Origin of the sequence: Vibrio sp. A2-1, assembly GCF_021728355.1 — a bacterium.
GTDB lineage: Bacteria > Pseudomonadota > Gammaproteobacteria > Enterobacterales > Vibrionaceae > Vibrio > Vibrio splendidus_K.
The window spans coordinates 120,998-143,883 of sequence record NZ_JAKKCO010000008.1 but is presented as its reverse complement, the minus strand read 5'-3'; the positions used below and the strand labels follow the sequence as shown (position 1 = coordinate 143,883).

17 protein-coding genes are annotated in these 22,886 nt (G+C 45.0%); 7 read left to right on the top strand and 10 right to left on the bottom strand.

Going from position 1 to position 22,886, the window contains the following annotated elements:
• Nucleotides 1-94 precede the first annotated feature (94 nt).
• From L3V33_RS19965 to hrpB, 7 genes are all read right to left on the bottom strand, one after another.
• Nucleotides 95-1,324 carry an ammonium transporter gene (locus tag L3V33_RS19965; RefSeq protein WP_017088370.1) on the bottom strand — a complete coding sequence of 410 codons (1,230 nt, stop codon included), beginning with the start codon at nucleotides 1,322-1,324 and terminating at the stop codon, nucleotides 95-97.
• A gap of 27 nt (nucleotides 1,325-1,351) precedes the next feature.
• Entirely contained in the window at nucleotides 1,352-1,690 is a 339-nt protein-coding gene (gene glnK / locus L3V33_RS19960) for a P-II family nitrogen regulator (protein ID WP_004738200.1), read from the bottom strand.
• Between the two features lie 259 nt (nucleotides 1,691-1,949).
• Nucleotides 1,950-2,318 (bottom strand): YacL family protein, encoded by a 369-nt coding sequence (locus L3V33_RS19955; protein WP_017088701.1) that lies wholly within the window; start codon nucleotides 2,316-2,318, stop codon nucleotides 1,950-1,952.
• Nucleotides 2,319-2,602: 284 nt separating this feature from the next.
• On the bottom strand, nucleotides 2,603-5,191 hold the full coding sequence (acnB, locus tag L3V33_RS19950) for a bifunctional aconitate hydratase 2/2-methylisocitrate dehydratase (RefSeq protein WP_114633991.1): 2,589 nt from the start codon (nucleotides 5,189-5,191) through the stop codon (nucleotides 2,603-2,605).
• A 272-nt stretch (nucleotides 5,192-5,463) separates the two neighbouring features.
• A complete protein-coding gene (locus L3V33_RS19945; RefSeq protein WP_114633992.1) occupies nucleotides 5,464-7,797 on the bottom strand; it encodes a patatin-like phospholipase family protein in 2,334 nt (777 codons plus the stop codon).
• Between the two features lie 38 nt (nucleotides 7,798-7,835).
• Nucleotides 7,836-10,235 (bottom strand): penicillin-binding protein 1B, encoded by a 2,400-nt coding sequence (gene mrcB / locus L3V33_RS19940; RefSeq protein WP_237291077.1) that lies wholly within the window; start codon nucleotides 10,233-10,235, stop codon nucleotides 7,836-7,838.
• Nucleotides 10,232-12,736, bottom strand: coding sequence for an ATP-dependent helicase HrpB (hrpB, locus tag L3V33_RS19935; protein WP_267136887.1), 2,505 nt, complete (start codon nucleotides 12,734-12,736; stop codon nucleotides 10,232-10,234). Before hrpB ends, mrcB begins: the two co-directional genes overlap by 4 nt.
• Nucleotides 12,737-12,770: 34 nt before the next feature.
• Here hrpB and sfsA point away from each other — a divergent pair, with 34 nt between their 5' ends.
• From sfsA to panC, 7 genes are all read left to right on the top strand, one after another.
• Nucleotides 12,771-13,532, top strand: a complete 762-nt coding sequence (gene sfsA / locus L3V33_RS19930; protein WP_237291076.1) for a DNA/RNA nuclease SfsA — start codon at nucleotides 12,771-12,773, stop codon at nucleotides 13,530-13,532.
• A 135-nt stretch (nucleotides 13,533-13,667) separates the two neighbouring features.
• Nucleotides 13,668-14,114 (top strand): RNA polymerase-binding protein DksA, encoded by a 447-nt coding sequence (gene dksA / locus L3V33_RS19925; protein ID WP_017073117.1) that lies wholly within the window; start codon nucleotides 13,668-13,670, stop codon nucleotides 14,112-14,114.
• Between the two features lie 198 nt (nucleotides 14,115-14,312).
• Nucleotides 14,313-15,188, top strand: a complete 876-nt coding sequence (gluQRS, locus tag L3V33_RS19920; protein ID WP_237291075.1) for a tRNA glutamyl-Q(34) synthetase GluQRS — start codon at nucleotides 14,313-14,315, stop codon at nucleotides 15,186-15,188.
• A gap of 183 nt (nucleotides 15,189-15,371) precedes the next feature.
• On the top strand, nucleotides 15,372-16,727 hold the full coding sequence (pcnB, locus tag L3V33_RS19915) for a polynucleotide adenylyltransferase PcnB (RefSeq protein WP_237291074.1): 1,356 nt from the start codon (nucleotides 15,372-15,374) through the stop codon (nucleotides 16,725-16,727).
• Complete coding sequence (folK, locus tag L3V33_RS19910; RefSeq protein WP_054547496.1) at nucleotides 16,724-17,209, top strand: 2-amino-4-hydroxy-6-hydroxymethyldihydropteridine diphosphokinase; 486 nt, start codon at nucleotides 16,724-16,726, stop codon at nucleotides 17,207-17,209. Before pcnB ends, folK begins: the two co-directional genes overlap by 4 nt.
• A 22-nt stretch (nucleotides 17,210-17,231) precedes the next feature.
• Nucleotides 17,232-18,026, top strand: a complete 795-nt coding sequence (gene panB, locus L3V33_RS19905; protein WP_054547495.1) for a 3-methyl-2-oxobutanoate hydroxymethyltransferase — start codon at nucleotides 17,232-17,234, stop codon at nucleotides 18,024-18,026.
• Between the two features lie 8 nt (nucleotides 18,027-18,034).
• Nucleotides 18,035-18,925 carry a pantoate--beta-alanine ligase gene (gene panC / locus L3V33_RS19900; RefSeq protein ID WP_054547494.1) on the top strand — a complete coding sequence of 297 codons (891 nt, stop codon included), beginning with the start codon at nucleotides 18,035-18,037 and terminating at the stop codon, nucleotides 18,923-18,925.
• Nucleotides 18,926-19,032: 107 nt separating this feature from the next.
• On the opposite strand, the gene L3V33_RS19895 is transcribed toward panC, so the two are convergent.
• From L3V33_RS19895 to L3V33_RS19885, 3 genes are all read right to left on the bottom strand, one after another.
• Nucleotides 19,033-19,803 (bottom strand): ABC transporter permease, encoded by a 771-nt coding sequence (locus L3V33_RS19895; RefSeq protein WP_237291073.1) that lies wholly within the window; start codon nucleotides 19,801-19,803, stop codon nucleotides 19,033-19,035.
• Between the two features lies 1 nt (nucleotide 19,804).
• Entirely contained in the window at nucleotides 19,805-20,722 is a 918-nt protein-coding gene (locus L3V33_RS19890) for an ABC transporter ATP-binding protein (RefSeq protein ID WP_054547493.1), read from the bottom strand.
• A gap of 320 nt (nucleotides 20,723-21,042) precedes the next feature.
• Nucleotides 21,043-22,674: a SulP family inorganic anion transporter gene (locus L3V33_RS19885; RefSeq protein WP_029222729.1), complete on the bottom strand. Its 1,632-nt coding sequence runs from the start codon at nucleotides 22,672-22,674 to the stop codon at nucleotides 21,043-21,045.
• Between the last annotated feature and the right edge of the window lie 212 nt (nucleotides 22,675-22,886).

Sequence of the window (22,886 nt, the reverse complement as noted above, 5' to 3'; positions counted from 1 at the left end):
GCTTAGACATAAATAACAAGAAACCCCATAACCAATGGTTATGGGGTTTCTTAAACTAGCTTACTCTTTATCTACATTAAGCTTTATTCTTTGATTACTTTACTGATACAAATTCAGGGTAAGCGCCAACACCACAATCATGCATGTCCATGCCTTCCAATTCTTCATCTTCGGTTACACGGATACCAATTGTTGCTTTAAGCACTGCCCATACCGCTAGGCTAGCTCCGAATACCCATGCAAAGATTACTGCTGCACCCAATAGTTGAGCACCAAACGTTGCATCCGCGTTGCTTAGAGGCACAGCCATTAGACCGAAGAAGCCACATACACCGTGAACTGAGATAGCACCTACTGGATCATCAATCTTCACTTTATCTAGAGCAATGATGCTGAATACAACCAAGGCACCAGATACCGAACCAATCGCTACAGAAAATAAAGGTGATGGTGATAGAGGGTCTGCAGTGATTGCTACTAGGCCAGCTAACGCACCGTTAAGAATCATTGTTAAGTCTGCTTTACCCCAAGTTGTTTTACATACTAGTAATGCTGCGATTGCACCTGCTGCTGCTGCTGCGTTGGTGTTAAGGAAGATCTGACCAACCGCTGTCGCATTTTCAAAATCTGAAACCATTAGCTGAGAACCGCCGTTGAAGCCGAACCAACCAAACCATAAGATGAATGTACCTAATGTTGCTAACGGCATGTTTGAACCAGGGATTGGGTAAATTTCACCATTTTTACCGTATTTACCTCTACGAGCACCGAGTAACAATACGCCAGCAAGCGCAGCCGAAGCACCAGCCATATGCACGATACCTGAACCTGCGAAATCACTGAAGCCTGCTTCTGATAGGAAGCCACCACCCCAAGTCCAGTAACCTTCCATTGGGTAAATAAACGCAGTTAGAACCACAGAGAAGATAAGGAATGACCAAAGCTTCATACGCTCAGCCACTGCGCCCGAAACGACCGACATTGCCGTTGCAACGAACACAACTTGGAAAAAGAAGTCAGATTCTAGTGAATGGTCTGCGCCTTCACCTTGAGTGCCAATTAAAGTACCAAATGAAGGTAACCAACCACCTTCACCGTTATCTACGTACATAATGTTGTAGCCAACCACTAAGAAAGTCGTACAAGCAATAGCGTATAAACAGATGTTCTTAGTTAAAATTTCTGTGGTGTTCTTTGAACGAACTAGGCCAGCTTCAAGCATTGCGAAGCCTGCTGCCATCCACATGACCAACGCACCTGAAATGAGGAAGAAAAAAGTGTCTAGTGCGTAACGTAGTTCCATTACTGTTGTCGTAAGTTCCATATTAAAGTCTCCAGTCCTTGTAATTCTTTAAAGTGCTTCAGCATCCATTTCACCAGTACGAATACGTACGGCTTGGCTTAGGTCATACACAAAAATTTTGCCATCACCGATTTTTCCGGTATGTGCTGCTTGGCTAATCGCTTCAACAACTCGGTCAACGTTTTCAGCTTGGGTAGCAATCTCTAGCTTCACTTTTGGTAGGAAATCCACTTGGTACTCCGCACCACGATACAATTCAGTGTGTCCCTTCTGACGACCAAAACCTTTCACTTCAGAAACTGTCATACCTTCAATACCCACATCAGAGAGCGCTTCGCGTACATCGTCTAATTTGAATGGCTTAACAATGGCATTTATTAATTTCATATTCGTTCCTTAAATTCTTCACTTAATCCGTTAATTCTCTTATTACAATCCAAGTAGCGTGCCAAAATGTTAAGTTATTGATTTTAAATAACATGTAGATGATAATGTCATAAAAACGAAAAAGGCCGCACCAATATGGTGCGGCCTTTTCACTATCTTAATGCGTTGCGCTATTGTTGCTCCAGTTTTGGGCAACCAAGCCTTCAAAGCTCTAAATGACTCAAGAATAGGGGCTAACTAGCGAGTAGAAAGTTAGACCTTAATAGCCTAAAAAGTCCATCCAGCGTTCGATAAGTCGCTCGAAATCATCGATTCCACAGCTTGCTTGGCTTTCACAGTTATAGAAGTCGAATTCACTGCCCTCTTCCATCTCTTGCTCATGCGCTAACACGTTTTCCTGAATCGTTACGTCATCTTCATTGATAGCAAGGCTGATCTCTTTGCCAAGCAGCGTCACTTCATTACTCAGATCCTGTCGAGATTGTTCAATCAACGCCATCACATGATCCAGTTTCTGCTTATCTTTCCCGATCTCTTCTTGAAGCCAGCGGCCAACAATCTCATGGCCCATGCTGCATTTCACATAGTATTCACCCATTAGAGTGTTTCTAGTAAATTCGAATTCCATAAGGCTCCAAAGTTCTAATAAAAAGAAGGTTCAATAAATAGGTAGTAGCAAAAATGAGGCGAGAGTATATAGCGAAGTCATCAAGAGATCGAGTCGCTCGTAAACTAACATTCAGACATAAAAAAACGCCTACCGAAGTAGACGCTCTATCATTTGGGTTCCTCTAAATAGTTGGAGTTGCAGCTAGGCGACAAGTACGTTCATCCCTATGAGCATAGAAGCTCTATGTGATTAGGGTGAACGTACTCAGTCAACAACGCTGCAGCTACAAATATAACGAGGAACTAAGCTGGTTCTTGGAAGATAACCGTGTCTGCTTTTTCCGTGTACTGACCCATTTTATGGAAATTCAGGTAACGGTATGTATCTGCAGCGGTTGCATTAATCTTCTCAGCGTACGCTAAGTACTCTTCTTTAGTTGGGATACGACCAAGAATCGCACCAACAGCAGAAAGCTCAGCAGAAGCTAGGTAAACGTTCGCACCATTACCCAAACGGTTCGGGAAGTTACGCGTTGACGTAGACATAACTGTCGAAGCATCAGCAACACGAGCTTGGTTACCCATACATAGTGAACAGCCAGGAGTTTCGATACGTACCCCAGCACGACCGAAGATGCCGTAGTAGCCTTCTTCTGTCAGTTGGTCTTTATCCATCTTCGTTGGCGGAGCAACCCATAGGCGAGTATTCAAAGAGCCATTAAACTCTTCAAGCATCTTACCTGCTGCACGGAAGTGACCGATGTTAGTCATACAAGAACCGATGAACACTTCTTGAATCTCAGTGCCTTGAACGTCAGAAAGAAGACGAGCATCATCTGGATCGTTTGGTGCACATAGGATTGGCTGATCGATGTCAGCAAGGTCAATCTCGATAACATGAGCGTATTCAGCATCTGAATCAGCAGCAAGCAACTCAGGGTTCGCTAGCCACTCTTCCATTGCCGTAATACGACGCTCAATAGTACGAACATCACCGTAACCTTCAGCAATCATCCACTTAAGCATAACGACGTTCGAGTTCAGGTACTCTTCGATAGACTCTTGAGAAAGCTTAACAGTACAACCAGCAGCAGAACGCTCCGCAGATGCATCTGAAAGTTCAAATGCTTGCTCAACAGACAGGTGGTCAACACCTTCAATTTCTAGTACACGACCAGAGAATTCATTGATCTTACCGGCTTTTTCAACAGTCAGTAGGCCTTGCTTGATACCGTAAAGAGGAATGGCATGTACAAGGTCACGTAGCGTGATACCCGGCTGCATTTCACCTTTAAAGCGAACCAAGATTGATTCAGGCATATCAAGAGGCATAACACCTGTTGCTGCAGCAAATGCTACTAAGCCAGAACCTGCAGGGAATGAAATACCTAGAGGGAAACGAGTATGCGAGTCACCACCTGTACCAACAGTATCAGGCAGAAGCATACGGTTTAGCCATGAGTGGATAACACCATCGCCCGGACGAAGTGAAACACCCGCACGGTTCATGATGAAATCAGGCAGTGTATGGTGAGTGTTTACATCAACTGGTTTCGGGTATGCAGATGTGTGACAGAAAGACTGCATCACAAGATCCGCAGAGAAACCAAGACAAGCTAGATCTTTCAGCTCATCACGTGTCATAGGACCCGTAGTATCTTGAGAGCCTACTGTTGTCATTTTAGGTTCGCAGTACTGACCCGCACGCACACCTTCAACACCACACGCTTTACCTACCATCTTCTGAGCTAACGTGTAGCCTTTATCAGAAGCAGAAGGATCGATTGGTTTAGCAAACAGATCGGTTTCAGCTAGGCCTAGAGCATCACGAGCACGGCCCGTTAAGCCACGACCAATGATCAGTGGAATACGACCACCAGCACGTACTTCATCTAGAAGTACTTTGCCTAGCTCAAAGCTTGAGATATCTGCACCGTCTTTACGAACAACACCTTCATAAGGATAGATATCAATCACATCACCCATGTTCATATCTTGTACGTTCAGCTCAATTGGTAGTGCGCCTGAGTCTTCCATTGTGTTGTAGAAGATCGGAGCAATTTTACCACCAAGACAAACACCGCCAGTACGCTTGTTTGGTACGAATGGGATATCTTCACCCATGAACCAAAGCACTGAGTTTGTCGCTGATTTACGTGAAGAGCCGGTACCAACAACATCACCAACGTAAGCCAGTGGAATACCGTCTTTTTGCATTTCTTCAATTTGAGTAATTGGACCAACGTTACCCTGCTCATCAGGAGTAATACCATCACGTTCCATCTTCAGCATCGCTTTTGCGTGTACTGGGATATCAGGACGTGACCATGCATCTGGCGCTGGAGATAAGTCATCGGTGTTCGTTTCACCAGTGACTTTAAATACTTTAACGGTAATTTTTTCCGCTACTTTGTCTTTAGCTGTAAACCACTCAGCATCAGCCCAAGATTGAAGCACTTGTTGTGCTGAAGCATTACCTGCTTTTGCTTTTTCTTCTACGTCGTAGAATGCGTCAAACATCAGTAGAGTATGAGAAAGCGCTTTAACAGCGATAGGAGCAAGCTCTGCATCATCCAGCAAAGAAACTAGAGATTCGATGTTGTAACCACCTTGCATTGTGCCAAGTAGTTGTGCAGCTTTTGCTTTGCTTACTAGTGGAGATTCAACTTCACCTTTAGTGATAGCCGTTAGGAAGCCCGCTTTAACGTAAGCAGCTTCATCTACACCTGGTGGAATTCGGTTTTCTAGTAGGTCAAGAAGGTATTCTTCTTCACCTTGAGGTGGGTTCTTTAGAAGTTCAACTAGACCAGCGACTTGCTCAGCATCTAGTGGTCTTGGAACAACTCCCTCGGCAGCACGTTCTTCGACGTGTTTACGGTAGGCTTCAAGCACGACTTTTTTCCTCTCATTGCGGTTCACTTCTTATCTTCATAATTATTAGTAAAATAAAGAAGTGAACATCCTTGGAAACTTGGCTCTCCATTGCCATTTTTGTCATTCAATTTGTATTGATGAGCGGCATCATAGAGGCCAAACTGTGGGCGGTAGAATAGCAAATTTAACGTTAAATTAAAATCTTATCATTTTGACCAACATAGCAAGTTAAGACGAAAGTCCTACGATTTTTGCCTATTTAGTCGGAAAAAGAGCTATCCCACGCATGTTTATTTGTAAGACGTTCCAATAATTAAGTAGACCGAGTCGTAATTATCTTCGGTTCTACCATAAGCCAAAATAATCGGCCCTAATGGGGAGTCGACTCCGGCAAAGACCGAACCAGCGGTGAACATTGGCGCTTCGTCAATGTTCAAATCATTATTCGACCATACACCACCATGCTCAATGGACGCACCCACGTAGAACGGTGACTTAAACAAGCCAAAATCATTTTCAAACCATTTATAGCGATAAATTAAACTACCATATGCCAAGTTTTGCCCAATAAGACTATTTCTTGGTATTCCCGATAAATTTAAGAAGCCTCCAAGCTCCTTTGGATCAATAGGGAATACGGAATTTTTACTCTCTACCATACCAAAATCGAACTTTGCGACTAAAGTATGCTTTTCAATACTCTGCGCAGCCATGACATTAGCTGAAATCTCATAAACCGTATCGCTTTCAGAGTTAAATTCAGAATCAGCAAGAGAAGAGTCATTATCGAAATCATCATGGGAAACGAGATACTCCAGATCAACGAAATACCCTTTGGTTGGCAAACTGAAGTTATCTAAAGTATCCAATCGATAACTCATAAACCCACCAATACGTGTATATCCACCGCTACCTAAAGACGGTAACGAGGCTACCTCAACATCACCATCGGTGTATCGAGCCCCCACTTTAAATTCTTGCCACAATGTTGGCTGGTAACCTAATGCCAGTTCACCAATATACTCTTGATAAGTCATTGGTAAGTAGTCTTTAGTTACGTCAAGAGTGGGCTCTTCGATATCGTCAATATTGGCGGGTAAGTTTCTCTTCTGATTGCTATAAACAAGTGATGCCGATGTAAATAACTTCTGGCTTGAGAAAAAAGGAGAATATAACTCAGCCTCAATGAGCTTATCAGTGCCCATTTCTACATTCGTTCTTAACTCTGCGCCATGCGAGTTAATATCCGTAAAATTAGCCGACATACCAATTGAATATTGGCTCTCGGTTGCAAAGTCATCTTCAAGATAAAATCGAAAGTTGAGGTAATTAGGACCCCATGATTTTTCATTTACATCTACCTGCAGTTGATCTTCACCGTCTACATTTCCAAATTCATAGGTGACCAATTCAAAACGGTCGAGCGCATAGAGGTCTTTAACCTGAGATTCAATTTCACTGGTTTTAAGGATTTTGCCAGAATCGAGGTTCAAACGATTGGCAATCAACTTATCTGAATAGTGGGTGTTATTATTGATAACGACCTTATCCACCACCGTTTTATCACCATGCTTGAGCTGCTTTCGAGCTTTCTGTTTATCATCAATATAGTGTTGGTAGTCCGCATTCGAGAGCGACAACTTAGAGAGCTGATCCGTATACTGCCTTGTTGCTTCGTATCCTGCATGATAAGCCGTCGGCATTTTATCGAACTCTGTGGTCTCCATTTGCCCAACATCAGGACGTAGGAAAAAATCATCGTCTGTTAACGTAGCGGCCTGCTCTTGAGTACTGCGTTGAACAAGGTAATTAGAGAGTTGGTCTGCTGCGGCTAAAAAGTTAGTAAAGTCTTCTTTGCTTTTGTAGTTAGTACTGATATCAACAGCAATAACGATGTCGGCTCCCATTGCTCGAGCAACATCCACTGGCATGTTATTGGTGACACCACCATCAACCAGCATTCGTCCATCAACCTCATAAGGAGGAAGCGCGCCGGGTACCGACATACTCGCCATCATCGCATCAACAAGATGACCATGGTCGATGACCACTTCTTCAAGATCGATAATGTCGGTTGCAACAGAGCGATATGGAATAGCGAGGTTGTCGAAAGAATCGAGTGGAGATAAGTTACCAGTGGTCTCACGCAGAATACGCAACATATTCTGGCCTTGAACCACACCTTTTCTGGCTTTGATTTCACCCCAACCTAAACCGAGGTCGGTATTCAGTTGATAACGGTCTTCATACTCTTTGTCACGCACACGCCGATCACTACGGTTAACGCGATCGCGATAGCCACGATTCCAATCCACCGTATAAATAAAGCTCTCGATCTCATCTGCGCTCATCCCTGTCGCATAAAGACCACCAACGTAAGCGCCCATACTGGTACCGGTAATGTAATCAACCGGAATTTGCATCTCTTCTAAGGCTTTAAGCACACCAATGTGAGCCGCTCCTTTGGCTCCTCCACCAGCAAGCACGACAGCAACGGTTGGTCTTTTATGAGCTTGTCCAGCTTGCTGAGATTGTTCCACCGGTGTCACAGTAGATGCAAGTAGCTGAAAACTGATCACAGTACCGACAATACCTAAGCCGCTCACTATCCAACGAGAAATCATTCTTTAAACTATCCTTGTCATTCTTTTCTTTTACGACTTTACCACTGAAAAAGCTTTTTTAGCCACTGTTTTGGTTGACTTTCACAACCCTTTTTAATGTTTCCATTCTCATCCCAAACCGGCAGTTTAACTGTACCGTCACAGTCAAACTCTAAAGCCCCTTCAGAAGTTCGAGTAAAACTTGCCGTCGTAATGCCATTCGGCCAAGGCAACAGTAACTGCTCTGGAGTTCGATGTTTCAGATAATCGGCATAAACACGTAGCGCACCACTAGAGCCCGTAAGTTTAGTCGGCTTATTATCATCGCGTCCTAGCCAGATGGTAGTGACTTCACGACCATCAACACCCACGAACCAACTGTCTCGGCTGTCATTACTGGTACCCGTTTTACCGGCTAATCCTGCCCATGCAAACTGACCTTGTAGGAAACGTCCAGTACCTTCCGACACACCACGTTTCATGGCATAAGTTGTCAACCAAGCTGCTTGCTGGTCAACGCTTTGTGATACACGAGGGATCGACTGATATAAAACCTCACCATCGTTATCAACAACTGAACGAAGCGCAGACAAAGGTGCTATACGGCCAGAGTTGGTAATCGTTTGGTACATCTGCGCTACCTGAAATGGGGTCAATGAGAATGAACCCAAAAACATCGATGGCACTGGGCGAATTTCGTTTTTATCGACACCCAGTTTTCCAATCGTATCCGACACGCTATCAATACCTAACTGCATGCCCAAGCGAACCGTTGGTACGTTGTAAGACTTAGAAAGCGCCACATACAAAGGCACCTCTCCGCGAAACTTGCGATCGAAGTTTCTTGGGCTCCATACGCTGCCCTTACTGCCTTTCAAGCTTAGTGGAGTATCCATCAAGGTTGTCGCCAATGTGTACTTCTGGGGTTGCTCTAATGCGGTTAAGTAGATTGCTGGTTTAACCAAAGAACCAATAGGACGACTCGCATTCAAGGCTCGATTGAAACCATCGTAGCCAGTGCGTTTACCACCGACCATCGCACGAATTTCACCAGTATTTCTATCCACTGCAATAGCAGCAGCCTCTAGCTTGTTACCTGCAGTTTTAGATAAATCAGGCACCTTACGAGCAATCGATGTCTCTAGCTTGTCTTGAGAAACAGGATCCAGAGAGGTAAATACTCGAATACCTTTCTGTGCTTCAAATCGATCACCGACATATCTCTTAAGCTCAATATTGACTTGCTGGAAGTAAGCGGGCTGACGGCTCGCAATGCGTGGGTTATCTTGAATATCCAAGTCTCGGCTTGCGGCTTCTTCGTACTGTTTCGGCGTCAATATGTCTTGTTGCATCAGCAAACGTAGAACCAAATCTCGTCGAGTCTTAGCTCGCTCAGGGTAACGAACCGGGTTGTAATACGAAGGTCCTTTGACCATACCGACCAGCAGTGCTAGTTGGTCGATTCGGAGTTCTTGAATCGGTTGCCCGAAATACAAGCGAGATGCTAACCCAAAGCCATGAATCGCTTGCCCACCATTTTGCCCAAGATAAACCTCGTTTAAGTAGGCTTCTAAGATGCGGTCTTTGCTGTAACGATGATCCAAGATAAGTGCAATATAGGCTTCGCGAACCTTACGCCATAATGTGCGCTCACTAGATAAGAACAGGTTTTTTGCCAACTGTTGCGTCAACGTACTACCACCTTGTACGGTTCGCCCTGCTTTTACATTGACCACCATCGCACGAGCGATTGCCAGTGGCGATACCCCATCGTGCTGATAGAAATTTCGGTCTTCGGTTGCCAGCAATGCATCAACCATCACCTCTGGGAACTGATTACGTTTTAAGAACAGACGCTGCTCATCGCTACTTTTTTCAAGCATGCCAAGCATTTTCGGTTCAACACGCAGATACCCCATGTCGCCTGTCTTCTCTAGCGACTGAATACGAGTTAACTCGTTACCGTTGAAATGCAGCATCACATGACGATCCGCTTCCGGTCCATCGACAAACTCGAACGGGCGACGAATCATTTCAATCTTGGTTGAGGAAGAAGAGTATTCGCCAGGGTGACGAGGAGCGTTCACCTTACGATAATTGAGTACATCCAGCTCATTCGTAACCTGCACCAAACTCACCTGAGTTCCCGGAGACAGGTCCAGCACTCGCGCATAAACCACGGTTGGCAAATCAAACAGCTGACCTTCAAAACGTTGCTTGACCACAGAATCAAGATAAATACCGACGAACAATAGCAATGCGGCGAGCGCTAGGCCCGCTTTCCAAGAAATGCCCCACAGGATCTTCAACCAACCTCTCTGACCAGACGGCTTAGCTTTAGGTTTAGTCTTTTTCGCTGCTGCTCTTGGCTTTCTAGGCTTGGCTTTGGTCGCTGGTGACTTCTTTGCTGGCGCTTTTTTAGGTGGTGCTTTTTTTGGCGTTAACATTTTGGTCATCATCGATTCAACTGTCGTTTAGTTTTAGTGGTTGCTACATGATTAGCAGGGTCATCTGGCCAAGGATGTTTTGGGTAACGGCCTTTCATTTCTTTTTGTACTTCTTTGTACGCGCCAGCCCAAAAGCCAGCTAAATCCTGAGTAATTTGTAGTGGTCGTTGTGCTGGAGAAAGTAGCTCAAGCACCACTTTTTTACGCCCTTGCGCAATTAATGGCGAGTCTCGTTCACCAAAGACTTCCTGCATTCGTACTGAGATTACTGGCTCAGACTGATACTGGTAGCGAATTGCTTTTTTACTGCCCGTCGGCATCAGATAGTCAGAAGGCAGCCATTGATCAATTTCTTGATTCAACGGCCAACCAAGGTATGCCGACAGTGCTTGTTCAATCGATACATTCGACAGCCCTTTGGCAGACTTAATGCCATTCAGATATGGTGATAACCACTCATCAAGATGTCCAATCAAACTCGCGTCATCCATCGCAGGCCAATCATGCTCAGGCATCCAAAGCTCTGCACAGCGTACACGCTCAACAAACTGTTTAGCCGAAGGGGTCCAATGTAAGCGATCCAGTCCGCATCGAGCGATATAATTGAGTAGCGCTTTGCTCGCCTGATTCGCATCAGGCTCTGGTAAAGCTTTGGTGCTGATAATCAACTTACCCAAAGACACTCGCTGCTCTGCCACTAAGCGGCCACGTTTCTCATCCCAATCGGCGTAATCTGAACGCACAAACAGTTTTGGGAATTCAGCTTCTAGCTGCGAAATATCAACGGCAGTGGCTAAGAAAATCTGGCTGGCTCGCCCTGTGCTACGCATCAAATCAATCACTACGATATAGTCATTGTTCGCCAATGGATCATCGTCACGAACCTCTGCCCCGTGGCCATTCGCAAGAAGGAAAGCACTGCTGGTTGCGCTTCTCACTTGTGCAATTCGGTCTGGGAAGGCAAAACAAAGCACTAATGGTAGCAATGATTCGTCAAGTTGTGACAAATCTAAGTGATGATTGAGTTTACTTGCGAGGCTTTTTGCGCGTTGCATTACAACACTGTTTTTCGAGTGTTTTCTTTGCTTAAGGCGATGCAATGAATGCTGAATATCCGTCACATTGCGCTCAGGCTCTTCAAGTAAAGCGGCAGCAACAATCGCGACATTCAGTAGCTCTTGGCTGCTTTGCTGCGCTTTAACCAACATACTGGCGATGCGAGGTTCAAGTCCTAGTCCTAAGCGTTGAGCCTGTTTTCCTAGTGCCGTAAATTGACCATTACCGTCTAACAGTTCCAGGTTTTGTAAGAGTTGCTTGGCTTGTTCTGTTGAAGCTTTCGGTGGAGTGTCTAACCATTGCAATTCATCAGCACTTGCGGCTCCCCATTGTGTCAATTCAGACACCAACGAAGACAAATCAGAATGAAGAATCTCAGGCTCTGGTGCAGCGGGTTGCTGCATTAGTTGCGTTTCGCTGTACAAACGAACGCACAAGCCCTCTTCAATTCGTCCCGCACGGCCTGCTCGCTGCTCAGCAGAAGACTGCGAGATTTTCACTTGCTCAAGCTTGGTAATTCCGGTTTTCAGATCGAACTTCGCCACACGTTCAAGCCCGGAATCGACCACCAGTCGAATACCTTCAATGGTCAAAGAAGTCTCAGCAATATTGGTCGCTAACACCACTTTTCGACGCCCTTTCTCTGATGGCGCGATCGCTTTTTGTTGTTGAGGAAAGCTGAGCTGACCGTACAAAGGACAAACATCGATATCGCTGGCGAGTTGTTCTAGTTGAGATTCCACTTGTTTTATCGCCGAGACACCCGGCAAGAAAGCCAAAAGTGAGCCTGACTGTTTCTCCATCAGAGAACGAATCACGTTGGCCATCTTAGGGGCTAAATATTCATTCGAGCCTAATGGCTGATAACGGAAGTCAACCGGGAAAGTTCGCCCTTGTGATTCAACATACTTGGCATCAGGCAACAAAGATTGCAGCGCGTGTTGATCTAAGGTTGCCGACATCACCACAACTTTTAGATCATCACGCAGTGCTTCTTGGATCTCTAAGCTAAAGGCCAGCGCAGTATCTGCATGGATACTGCGCTCATGAAACTCATCAAAGATCACCATATCAACCCCAGTCAATTCAGGGTCGGTTTGGATCATTCTCGTCATAATCCCTTCGGTTACGATTTCCAAGCGAGTCGCACTGCTGGTTTTAGATTCACCACGAACTCTAAAACCTATGCTCTCTCCCACTTTTTCTCCCAATTGGCAGGCTAAGTAAGTTGCGATATTCCTTGCCGCCAAACGCCTCGGTTCAAGCATAATGATTTTGCCTTGAACGGCGTTGGTCTTAACTAACTGTAATGGGAAGAATGTTGACTTACCCGCACCGGGAGCAGCCTTTAGAATAAGTTGAGTGTGTGTTTCTACGCCAGCGAGCAGATCTGGCATCACAGCTTCTATGGGCAGTTGTGGCAATGGGAGAACCTTGTGGTGTAATGTTGGCAACATTGTACATAAAAACCTACCTGTCTAAATAAGTAATATGCACTTCAATCCTCCATTAGAGCCAGCGACTCTTATTAAACGCTATAAACGTTTTCTCACTGACATCCAACTTCCAGACGGCAGCGAACGTACTATTCATTGCGCTAACACTGGAGCGATGACGGGATGTGCGACTCCTGGCAATACGGTGTGGTACTCAACATCCGATAATGCAAAAAGAAAATACCCAAACAGCTGGGAGATCTCAGAAACAGACAAAGGTCACCGTATTTGTGTAAATACTGCGCGAGCAAACCAGTTGGCAGTGGAAGCAATTGAAAATAATACTATAGTTGAACTCTTAGGCTATAACGCGTTGCGAACCGAAGTGAAATATGGCAGTGAGAATAGTCGAATTGATATTCTGCTTGAAAATAACGAAAAGCCACCTTGCTATATCGAAGTAAAAAGCGTCACTTTGCTCGATGAACAACAAACGTCCACTAAGCAACAAATATCAACTAAACAACAAGCGTCAACCAAAGGGCAAGGCTTTTTCCCTGATGCGGTCACCACCAGAGGCCAGAAACATCTGCGTGAACTCACAGAAATGGTCGAATCTGGAAATAGAGCCGTACTTTTATTCACTGTTTTGCATTCAGGTATTGAAAAAGTGTCTGCGGCACACCATATAGACGCCAAATATTCGTTATTACTTAAACAAGCACAAGACGCTGGTGTTGAAGTGCTTTGCTATAAAGCAGAGCTAAGCAGTACTCAAATACAACTAAAACAAGCTGTTGAATTTATCAATAGCTAAGCAAAAATGCTGAACTATTCACATTGATTGCAAGTTTGAACAAGAGTATTTGCCACCATTCGTTCTTTCTGCTATAGATACCCGCCTTAAAATTAGCTGCTTTGCAGTTGACTAGGTGTAAATAGGAGATGCTGTATGCCAGAATCTAAGAAAAAAGCGCTAGGCATCCTAGCCATCGCAGGTGTTGAACCGTACCAAGCAAAGCCAGGTGAAGAATACATGTCACCTGAGCAAACGGAACATTTTACAAAAATTTTAGCAGCTTGGCGCAACCAGCTCAGGGAAGAAGTTGATCGTACTGTGCACCACATGCAGGACGAAGCAGCAAATTTCCCAGACCCAGTTGACCGTGCTTCTCAAGAAGAAGAATTCAGCCTAGAGTTACGTAACCGTGACCGTGAGCGCCGTCTTATCAAGAAAATTGAGAAGACACTAGACAAGATCGAAGAAGACGATTTCGGCTTCTGTGACTCTTGCGGTGTCGAGATTGGCATTCGTCGTCTTGAAGCTCGTCCAACTGCTGACCTTTGTATTGACTGTAAAACACTTGCAGAGATCAAAGAGAAACAGATGCAAGGTTAATTCTTGCGGATGTAAAAAAGGGAGCTTTGGCTCCCTTTTTTGTTTGTTATCCAAGCTGAATATTTCAAGATTTTGATAGCAAATCAACAGCTTTGGCTTGTTTGTACGTATTAATACGATGACTAAACGAACCAAAGTAATAGATAAACGTCTTAAGAATCGGCTACTGCGGTACCATCAAGATTAGGTTTTTCACTTATGAATTATATCGGGCGCTTTGCACCATCACCGTCAGGTCCTCTTCATTTTGGATCACTAGTTGCTGCTCTTGGTAGCTACTTTCAAGCGAAATCGAACCAAGGACAATGGTTAGTTCGCATGGAAGACCTCGACCCACCAAGAGAAATGGCCGGCGCTGCAGACCTCATTCTTAAGACGCTTGAGGCTTACCACCTATTTTGGGATGGCGAAGTCATCTATCAAAGCCAACGCCATGACCTTTACCAAGCTCAAATTGATCAATGGGTCGCTGACAAGCAAGCCTATTACTGCCAATGCACACGCAAGCAGATAAAGTCTCTGGGTGGGTTTTATAATGGTCACTGCCGAGACGCAGGTTTGATTAATTCAGGTGAACAAGCCGTGCGCTTGTGCATGGACTTTCCAGTCGAGTCTTTTGACGATGTTCGTCACGGCACGATTCAAATCCCTAAAGCATTGGCTGAAGAAGATTTTATTATCAAACGCAGAGATGGATTGTTTGCCTATAACTTGGCGGTTGTCCTTGATGACATCGATCAAGGGGTAACAGAAGTCGTAAGAGGCGCCGACCTGATAGAGCCTACAGGTCGACAAATCAGTTTGTATAAGACACTCAAGCAAAAAACCGTGAGTTACTTGCACTTACCATTGGCAACCGATGGCTTGGGGAATAAACTGTCAAAACAGAACCATGCCACCGCGATCGATCTCGACAACCCAAAACCAACGCTGCTCGACGCTATGCGATTCTTAGGTTTTGGTATCCCGCATGCCCTCTGTGAGGCTTCAATGGATGAGATTTTGTTATGGGGAACTCAGCAATGGAACGTCAGCCAGTTACCTGATAGTTTACAAAAAGAGCACAGCGATTAACTCAAAACTAACGGCAAATAGCAAAAACGACACATAAAAATGTCATAACCAACAGCAGTGGTTAAACAGACGATGTTCTCAAATGGCTCGCGCTAAGCTATCATTAGCCGCAATTATACTCTGCACTACCACTTTGGACTAAGAGAAAAACAAAGTTGGCGATACCTACTTTGTTCTAAACTAATGAATACAAACGACAATACCCCAAGCGAACAACGCGGATTCCACGAATTAGCTCTGAATATATATACTCGTCAAGAGCACAATATTTCACGCAAGCAGATCAGCGACAACGCACTAAAAGTGCTATATCGCCTGAATGGTGCGGGTTTTGACGCATTTCTAGTCGGTGGTGGTGTTCGCGATATCTTATTAGGCTCACAGCCAAAAGATTTTGATATTGCGACCAACGCAACACCAGAACAAATCAAAAACCTCTTCAGAAACTGTCGCCTTATCGGTCGCCGTTTCCGCTTAGCACATATCATGTTTGGTCGTGACATCATTGAAGTGGCAACTTTCCGTGGCCACCACCAAGAGCCATCGAAAAACGTTTCTGCGCAATCTGATGAAGGCATGTTGCTACGCGATAACGTGTACGGCAATGTTGATGAAGATGCAGAGCGTCGTGACTTCACTATTAATGCGATGTACTACAACATTGCAGACTACAGCATTCACGATTACGCGGGTGGTGTGGAAGATTTAGAAGACAAGCTGATCCGCTTAATTGGCGATCCAGAAACTCGCTACCGTGAAGACCCGGTACGTATGCTTCGCGCAATGCGTTTCGCCGCTAAACTGGATTTCGATATTGAAGAAGACACAGCAGACCCTATCGAAGAGCTGGCACACCTGCTAAAAGATATCCCAGCAGCGCGCCTTTACGAAGAGTCTCTGAAATTACTTCAATCAGGTCACGGTTTAGAAACCTATCACCTAATGCGTGAATACAACCTGTTCCAACAGATGTTCCCTGCAATTGCAGAGCACTTCACTGAAGGTTACGACTCTCATACAGAGCAGATGCTTGACTTAGTACTCGACTCAACCGACCTTCGCATAGAAGATGGCAAGCGAGTAAACCCTGCATTTATGTTTGCAGCGATTCTTTGGTACCCAATGAACAAGCTCGCAGACAAGCTTGTCGCTGAACAGGGTATGGCGCATTACGATGCGATCATGGAAGCGAGCAACATCATTCTTGACCAGCAAGTTAAGTCTATTGCTATTCCTCGTCGTCACACGGCGACCGTTCGTGAAGTTTGGCAACTGCAATTGCGACTGCCTCGTCGTAACGGTAAACGTGCCGTTCGTCTTATGGAACTGAATGAGTTCCGTGCTGGTTACGACTTCCTAGAAATGCGTGGCGAGATTGAGGGTGGCGAAACCAAAGAACTAGCAAAATGGTGGGAGCGTTATCAGACCGCAGGCCGCAACATGCGTCAAGCGATGGCTAACGACGTTGCAGCACCATCAAAATCTGGCCATCGTCGCCGTAAGACTTACCGAAATAAAAAGAGTAAGCAGTCCGAATGATAACGGCTTATATTGCGGTCGGCAGCAACCTTGCCGACCCAGTTAGCCAAGCAAACTTGGCTATCGAAACGCTAAAAAGCCTACCGCGATCAACGTTTGTTGCGACCTCTCAGCTATATAGTAGCACTCCAATGGGGCCGCAAAACCAACCTGACTACATCAACGCGGTAGTAGCAATCCAAACCGAATTAACGCCAATTGAACTACTTGATTGCACTCAAAAGATCGAGCTAGAGCAAGGGCGTGTCCGTAAAGACGAGCGTTGGGGGCCAAGAACCTTGGATCTCGACATTGTGTTATACGGCAATGAGGTGATCGATTCAGAGCGCTTAATCGTTCCTCATTACGGAATGAAAGAACGAGAGTTTGTACTTTACCCGCTTGCTGAAATCGCACCAAGTTTACAACTCCCTGATGGGACTGAGCTGACAGAACTACTCAAAATAGTTGATAAGAACGGGCTCAATGTTTGGCAACAATAGCCAAGCGCATTAAGGAAAACCAATGAAAAAAGTAACCATTAACGACCTGATCAAATGCAAAAGTGAAGGCCGTAAATTCGCGACGTCGACAGCTTATGATGCGAGCTTTGCTCAGTTATTCGAAAGCCAAGAAATGCCAGTTCTACTTGTCGGTGACTCACTGGGTATGGTTCTACAAGGCCATAACGACACATTACCAGTAACCGTTGAAGACATTGCTTACCATACTCGCTCAGTGCGTGCAGGGAGCCCAAACTGTCTTCTTATGGCTGACATGCCTTTCATGAGCTACGCAACGCCAGAGCAAGCCTGTGAGAGTGCAGCAACATTGATGCGTGCTGGTGCGAACATGGTAAAAATCGAAGGCGGAAGCTGGTTGGTTGATACTGTGAAGATGCTAACAGAGCGTGCAGTACCAGTATGTGCACACTTAGGCTTAACGCCTCAGTCTGTGAACATTTTTGGTGGTTACAAAGTACAAGGTCGTGACGACGAGCAAGCCGACAAAATGGTTGCTGACGCTCTAGCACTACAAAACGCAGGTGCTCAAATCGTTCTCCTTGAATGTGTACCCGCTTCATTGGCAAAACGAATTACAGAAGCTTGTGACGTACCCGTTATCGGTATCGGCGCAGGTAATGTTACCGATGGTCAGATCCTGGTTATGCATGACATGTTCGGTATTTCTGCGAACTACATGCCGAAATTCTCTAAGAATTTCCTAGCTGAAACAGGTGATATGCGTAAAGCCGTCGCTCTATACAAAGAAGAAGTAGAGAGCGCACGTTTCCCTGATGATGCTCATACAATCGCTTAGGAGTAACTATGCAAACTTTTGCTGAAATAGCGGCTCTTCGTGAGCAGATTAAACAATTTAAGCGTGATGGACGTACGGTTGCTTTTGTCCCGACAATGGGAAACCTGCATGAAGGTCACCTGACTCTGGTCAAGAAAGCTCGTGAACTGGCGGACATTGTTGTGGTAAGCATCTTTGTTAACCCGATGCAGTTTGATCGTACCGATGACTTGAACAACTACCCTCGTACGTTAGAAGCTGATTTAAGTAAGTTAACAGCCGAAGGTGTTGAGCTCGTGTTTACACCGACACCAGAAGTCATGTACCCAGATGGATTAGATAAACAGACGTTTGTTGAAGTTCCAGGCATATCTCACATGCTTGAAGGCGCGTCTCGTCCAGGTCACTTCCGCGGCGTATCAACGATTGTCACTAAATTGTTTAATATCGTTCAGCCAAACTTTGCATGCTTCGGTGAGAAAGACTTTCAGCAACTTGCTGTTATTCGCCAGATGACAACAGATTTAGCGTTAGACATTGAAGTTGTCGGCGTAGCGACCGTTCGTGAAATGGATGGCTTGGCAATGAGCTCTCGCAATAGCAACCTAACGATTGACGAGCGTCAACGAGCTCCTGTTCTAGCGCGTACTATGCGTTGGGTCAGCAGCGCAATTCGTGGCGGTCGTGATGACTACGCATCTGTTATTGAAGATGCGACAGACCAGCTACGCGCAGCTGACTTACAACCAGATGAGATCTTTATCTGTGATGCGAAAACGCTGCAAGCGATCACATCAGAAACGACTCAAGCTGTGATTCTGATGTCAGCTTTCCTAGGTAAGACGCGTCTTATCGATAACCAAGTTCTCGATTTGGTTACGGAAACAAAAGAAGAATTAAAAGAAGAAACGGCTGAATAGTCGGCTTCTGCTTTTAACGCAAAACAAGAACACCAAACGAAAAACATAAAAAAAGGTCGATGTTATATCGACCTTTTTCTTTACCTGTTACTTAGATTAACCAAAGGTTAGCTGCGTAAGCCAATCCCCTTAGTCACTAGGTAGTGTGCAACGCCATACAGCGCTACGATAAACACACCCAATACACCAAACGACGTTACAATACCCACATCAGACACTCCCAAGAAGCCATATCTGAACGCATTAACCATGTACACAATTGGGTTCAGTTTCGACACACCTTGCCAAAATTCAGGCAATAAACTAATCGAGTAAAACACACCACCAAGGTACGTCAGCGGCGTTAAGATAAAGGTCGGGATAATAGAGATATCGTCAAACGTGCGTGCAAATACAGCGTTGATTAAGCCACCCAGAGCGAACACAACCGACGTTAGAAATACTGTCGCAATAATCACGCCCCAATGGTCAACTTGCAGTTCGACAAAGAAAAGCGATACGAATGTGACTATGGTACCCACTAACAAGCCACGCACCACACCGCCCATTACGAAACCAGCAATAATCACGTAGTTAGGAACTGGCGCGACAAGCAACTCTTCAATGTTCTTCTGGAATTTGGCACTAAAAAACGACGAAGCAACGTTGGAGTATGAGTTAGTGATCACCGACATCATGATCAGGCCGGGAACAATGTATTCCATGTAGCTAAAGCCGTTCATTTCACCAATACGCGCACCGATAAGGTTGCCAAATATGATGAAATACAGCGTCATGGTAATCGCTGGCGGGACAAGCGTTTGCACCCAGATACGAGTAAAGCGATTGATCTCTTTGGTCAACAAGCTACAGAAAGCGGTCCAATATAGGCTGTACATATTATTTACTCCCCTCACGGACAATACTCACAAATAGCTCTTCTAAACGGTTTGCTTTGTTACGCATAGAAAGGACTTTTACCTGCTGTTCACTCAATTGAGCAAAGATGGTATTCAAACCTAGGTTCTTGTCGATTTCGATTTCTAGCGAACCATTAACCATCACTTGGCTATTCACACCTTCAAGTTTAGGTTCAGTCACGCCCTCTTCAAGATCAAGAATAAAGGTCTCTGCACTCAACTTACCCAGCAGCGACTTCATTGTTGTATTCTCGATCAGCTCACCACGGTTGATAATACCAATGTTACGACACAACATTTCCGCTTCTTCTAGGTAGTGTGTAGTCAAGATAATGGTAATACCCTGCTTCTCATTGATCTCTTTCAGGAACCCCCACATTGAACGGCGCAATTCAATATCAACGCCCGCCGTTGGCTCATCAAGAATCAACAAATGAGGCTCATGCATCAGTGCACGTGCGATCATCAAACGACGCTTCATACCACCAGACAAGTTACGTGCACGTTCGCTACGCTTTTCCCACAAATCGAGCTGAGATAAGTATTTTTTCGCTCGCTCTTTCGCCAATGCTTTTGGCACACCGTAATAACCCGCTTGTTGCAGCACGATCTGCTCAACGGTTTCGAACGGGTTAAAGTTAAACTCTTGCGGCACTAGACCTAAGTTCTGTTTCGCCAACTCCAGATCGGTATCAATGTCGTAGCCGAACACTTTAACCTTGCCTGAAGTTTTGTTAACCAGTGAAGAGATAACACCAATGGTGGTTGATTTACCTGCGCCATTTGGACCAAGCAGAGCGTAAAAATCGCCTTTTTCTACTTGTAAACTAACGCCTTTAAGAGCCTCAAAGCCCCCTGCATAAGTTTTTCTTAATTGCTCAATTTCTAATGCATACATAGAGATAGACTGCCATTTGCTATAGATAAGATGTTGATGACCGAGCTTGAGGAAGAGAGTAATGCTTAAAACGAGCTAGCAGAAAACTAACCCAAACTTGTTTACTCGGCCATTTTGCAAACAAGTCTATCGTTGATTAACGATTAATACAAATGCCGAGTGAGGGTTTCTTTCGAAAGCGAACAAGAATATTAGCTACGTAAAGACCAGTTCAGAGTTCAGTAAACATAAAAATGCCGTTAAGTTAATAACTTAACGGCATTAATACCAATACTAGATTTGGCATCTATAACTGATTCATGTCAGATTATTACTGAAAATTAGACTGACTCAAATTGATGTTCATCTCTATCAACATAGCTTGTTGCAGCTGTCAGAGCTTCATACCTGAATCGGTAAGTGTTCGATTCCGGCACAAGATCAAGCACGTGGAATTTCTCTAGCTGCTGACGAGTATTCTCATTCGGACACAACAAGTACACTTCACATTGCGCATCCAACGCATCTTTAATCGCATTTTCTAGTGCAAGCCCAACCGTCACATCAATCATAGGCACATCTGTCAGATCTAGAATCATCGCTTCGTAATCAGAGATACTAGAGTGCTGACGTGAAATCGCCTTTGAAACACTGAAGATCATCGGCCCAGAAAGGTAAAAGAACAGCACTTTACCATTGGCACTATCCAGTAGCTGACGTTCGCTATCGGTCAATGGGATATCATCTTCATCATCACCATCACTGATCGCCTTAACTTGTCTGGCTTGCTCTCGGCTCAATCTTTCAATAATCAGGATGTTAGATATAAAGACACCAAGACCAACAGCAATAATCAAGTCCACGAATACAGTCAACAGCATCACGCCGTACATTACACCCATGCCGGCATAACTCACCTTGTGTGCTCGCTGGATAAAGCTCCAGTCAAGAATATTGAAACCAACATACATCGCAATGCCAGCCAATACCGCCATAGGGATCGGTTCGGTTAAGCCACCAGCAACCAATACCACCAATGCCAAAACTAAGGCTCGAATAACACCAGAAAGTGGAGAACGAGCACCCACCTGAATATTGGTTACGGTACCCATGGTTGCGCCCGCACCAGGTAGCGCACCAAACAGACCAGAGATCATATTCGCGATGCCTTGGCCACGAAGTTCTTTATCTGAATCATGTTCTTTACGAGTCAGTGAATCTCCGATAACCGCAGTCAGAAGCGTATCAATGCAACCCAACGTACCCAGCACCAAGGCGTCGATAACCATGGTCGTAAATTGTTCAGAACTGATTGTCGGAATAACGAGAGAGGGCAAACCCGCGGGGATCTCACCGATACGGCGGATAGAGTCGGTATCAAAAATAATGACGGATAAAAGGGTGACAGCAACCAAAGCAACCAGTTGAGCGGGCACATACTTACGATATTTAGCCGGAAAACCAAACAAAATACCGAGTGTTAATGCCCCTAAAAACAGTTCGCTTATTTTCAGATGGGCTAACGTATCAGGCAATGCGGAAAGCGTGCCCATCACCCCGCCAGATGGAGCCGCATGTCCTAACAATGGTGATAGCTGCAAGATAATCAGAATAACGCCGATACCCGACATAAACCCAGAAATCACGCTATATGGCATCAAAGTAACGTATTTTCCGAGCTTTAAGGTGCCAAGTAATATCTGAAAAGCACCCGCCATCATGACCACGGTAAAGGTCATTGCCATTCCGGTTTCAGGGTACTTAGCCACCATGCTCGTCATCACAGCCGTCATGATCACCGTCATTGGTCCGGTAGGTTCTGATATCAGACTGCTCGAACCGCCAAACAACGCCGCAAATAGACCGACCATGATAGCGCCCCAAAGGCCAGCTTCCGCGCCCGCACCAGACGCAACACCAAATGCCAACGCTAAAGGCAATGAGATGATGGCAGTGGTGACACCGCCAAACATGTCTCCTTTGAGACTGATATCCGCAAAACGACTTCCAAACAAAACACACCTTCCTGATGATGAAAATGACAAACCTTATCACTTTAACAAATGAGTTAATCAGACAGAAAGTGTTAATTCAATCACATTATTCATGACTTATAACCAGATGGTAGTTTCTGTGCTAAGTTAATGATCTTAACGACTAGAACACGTCAGATGAGTACGTGTTG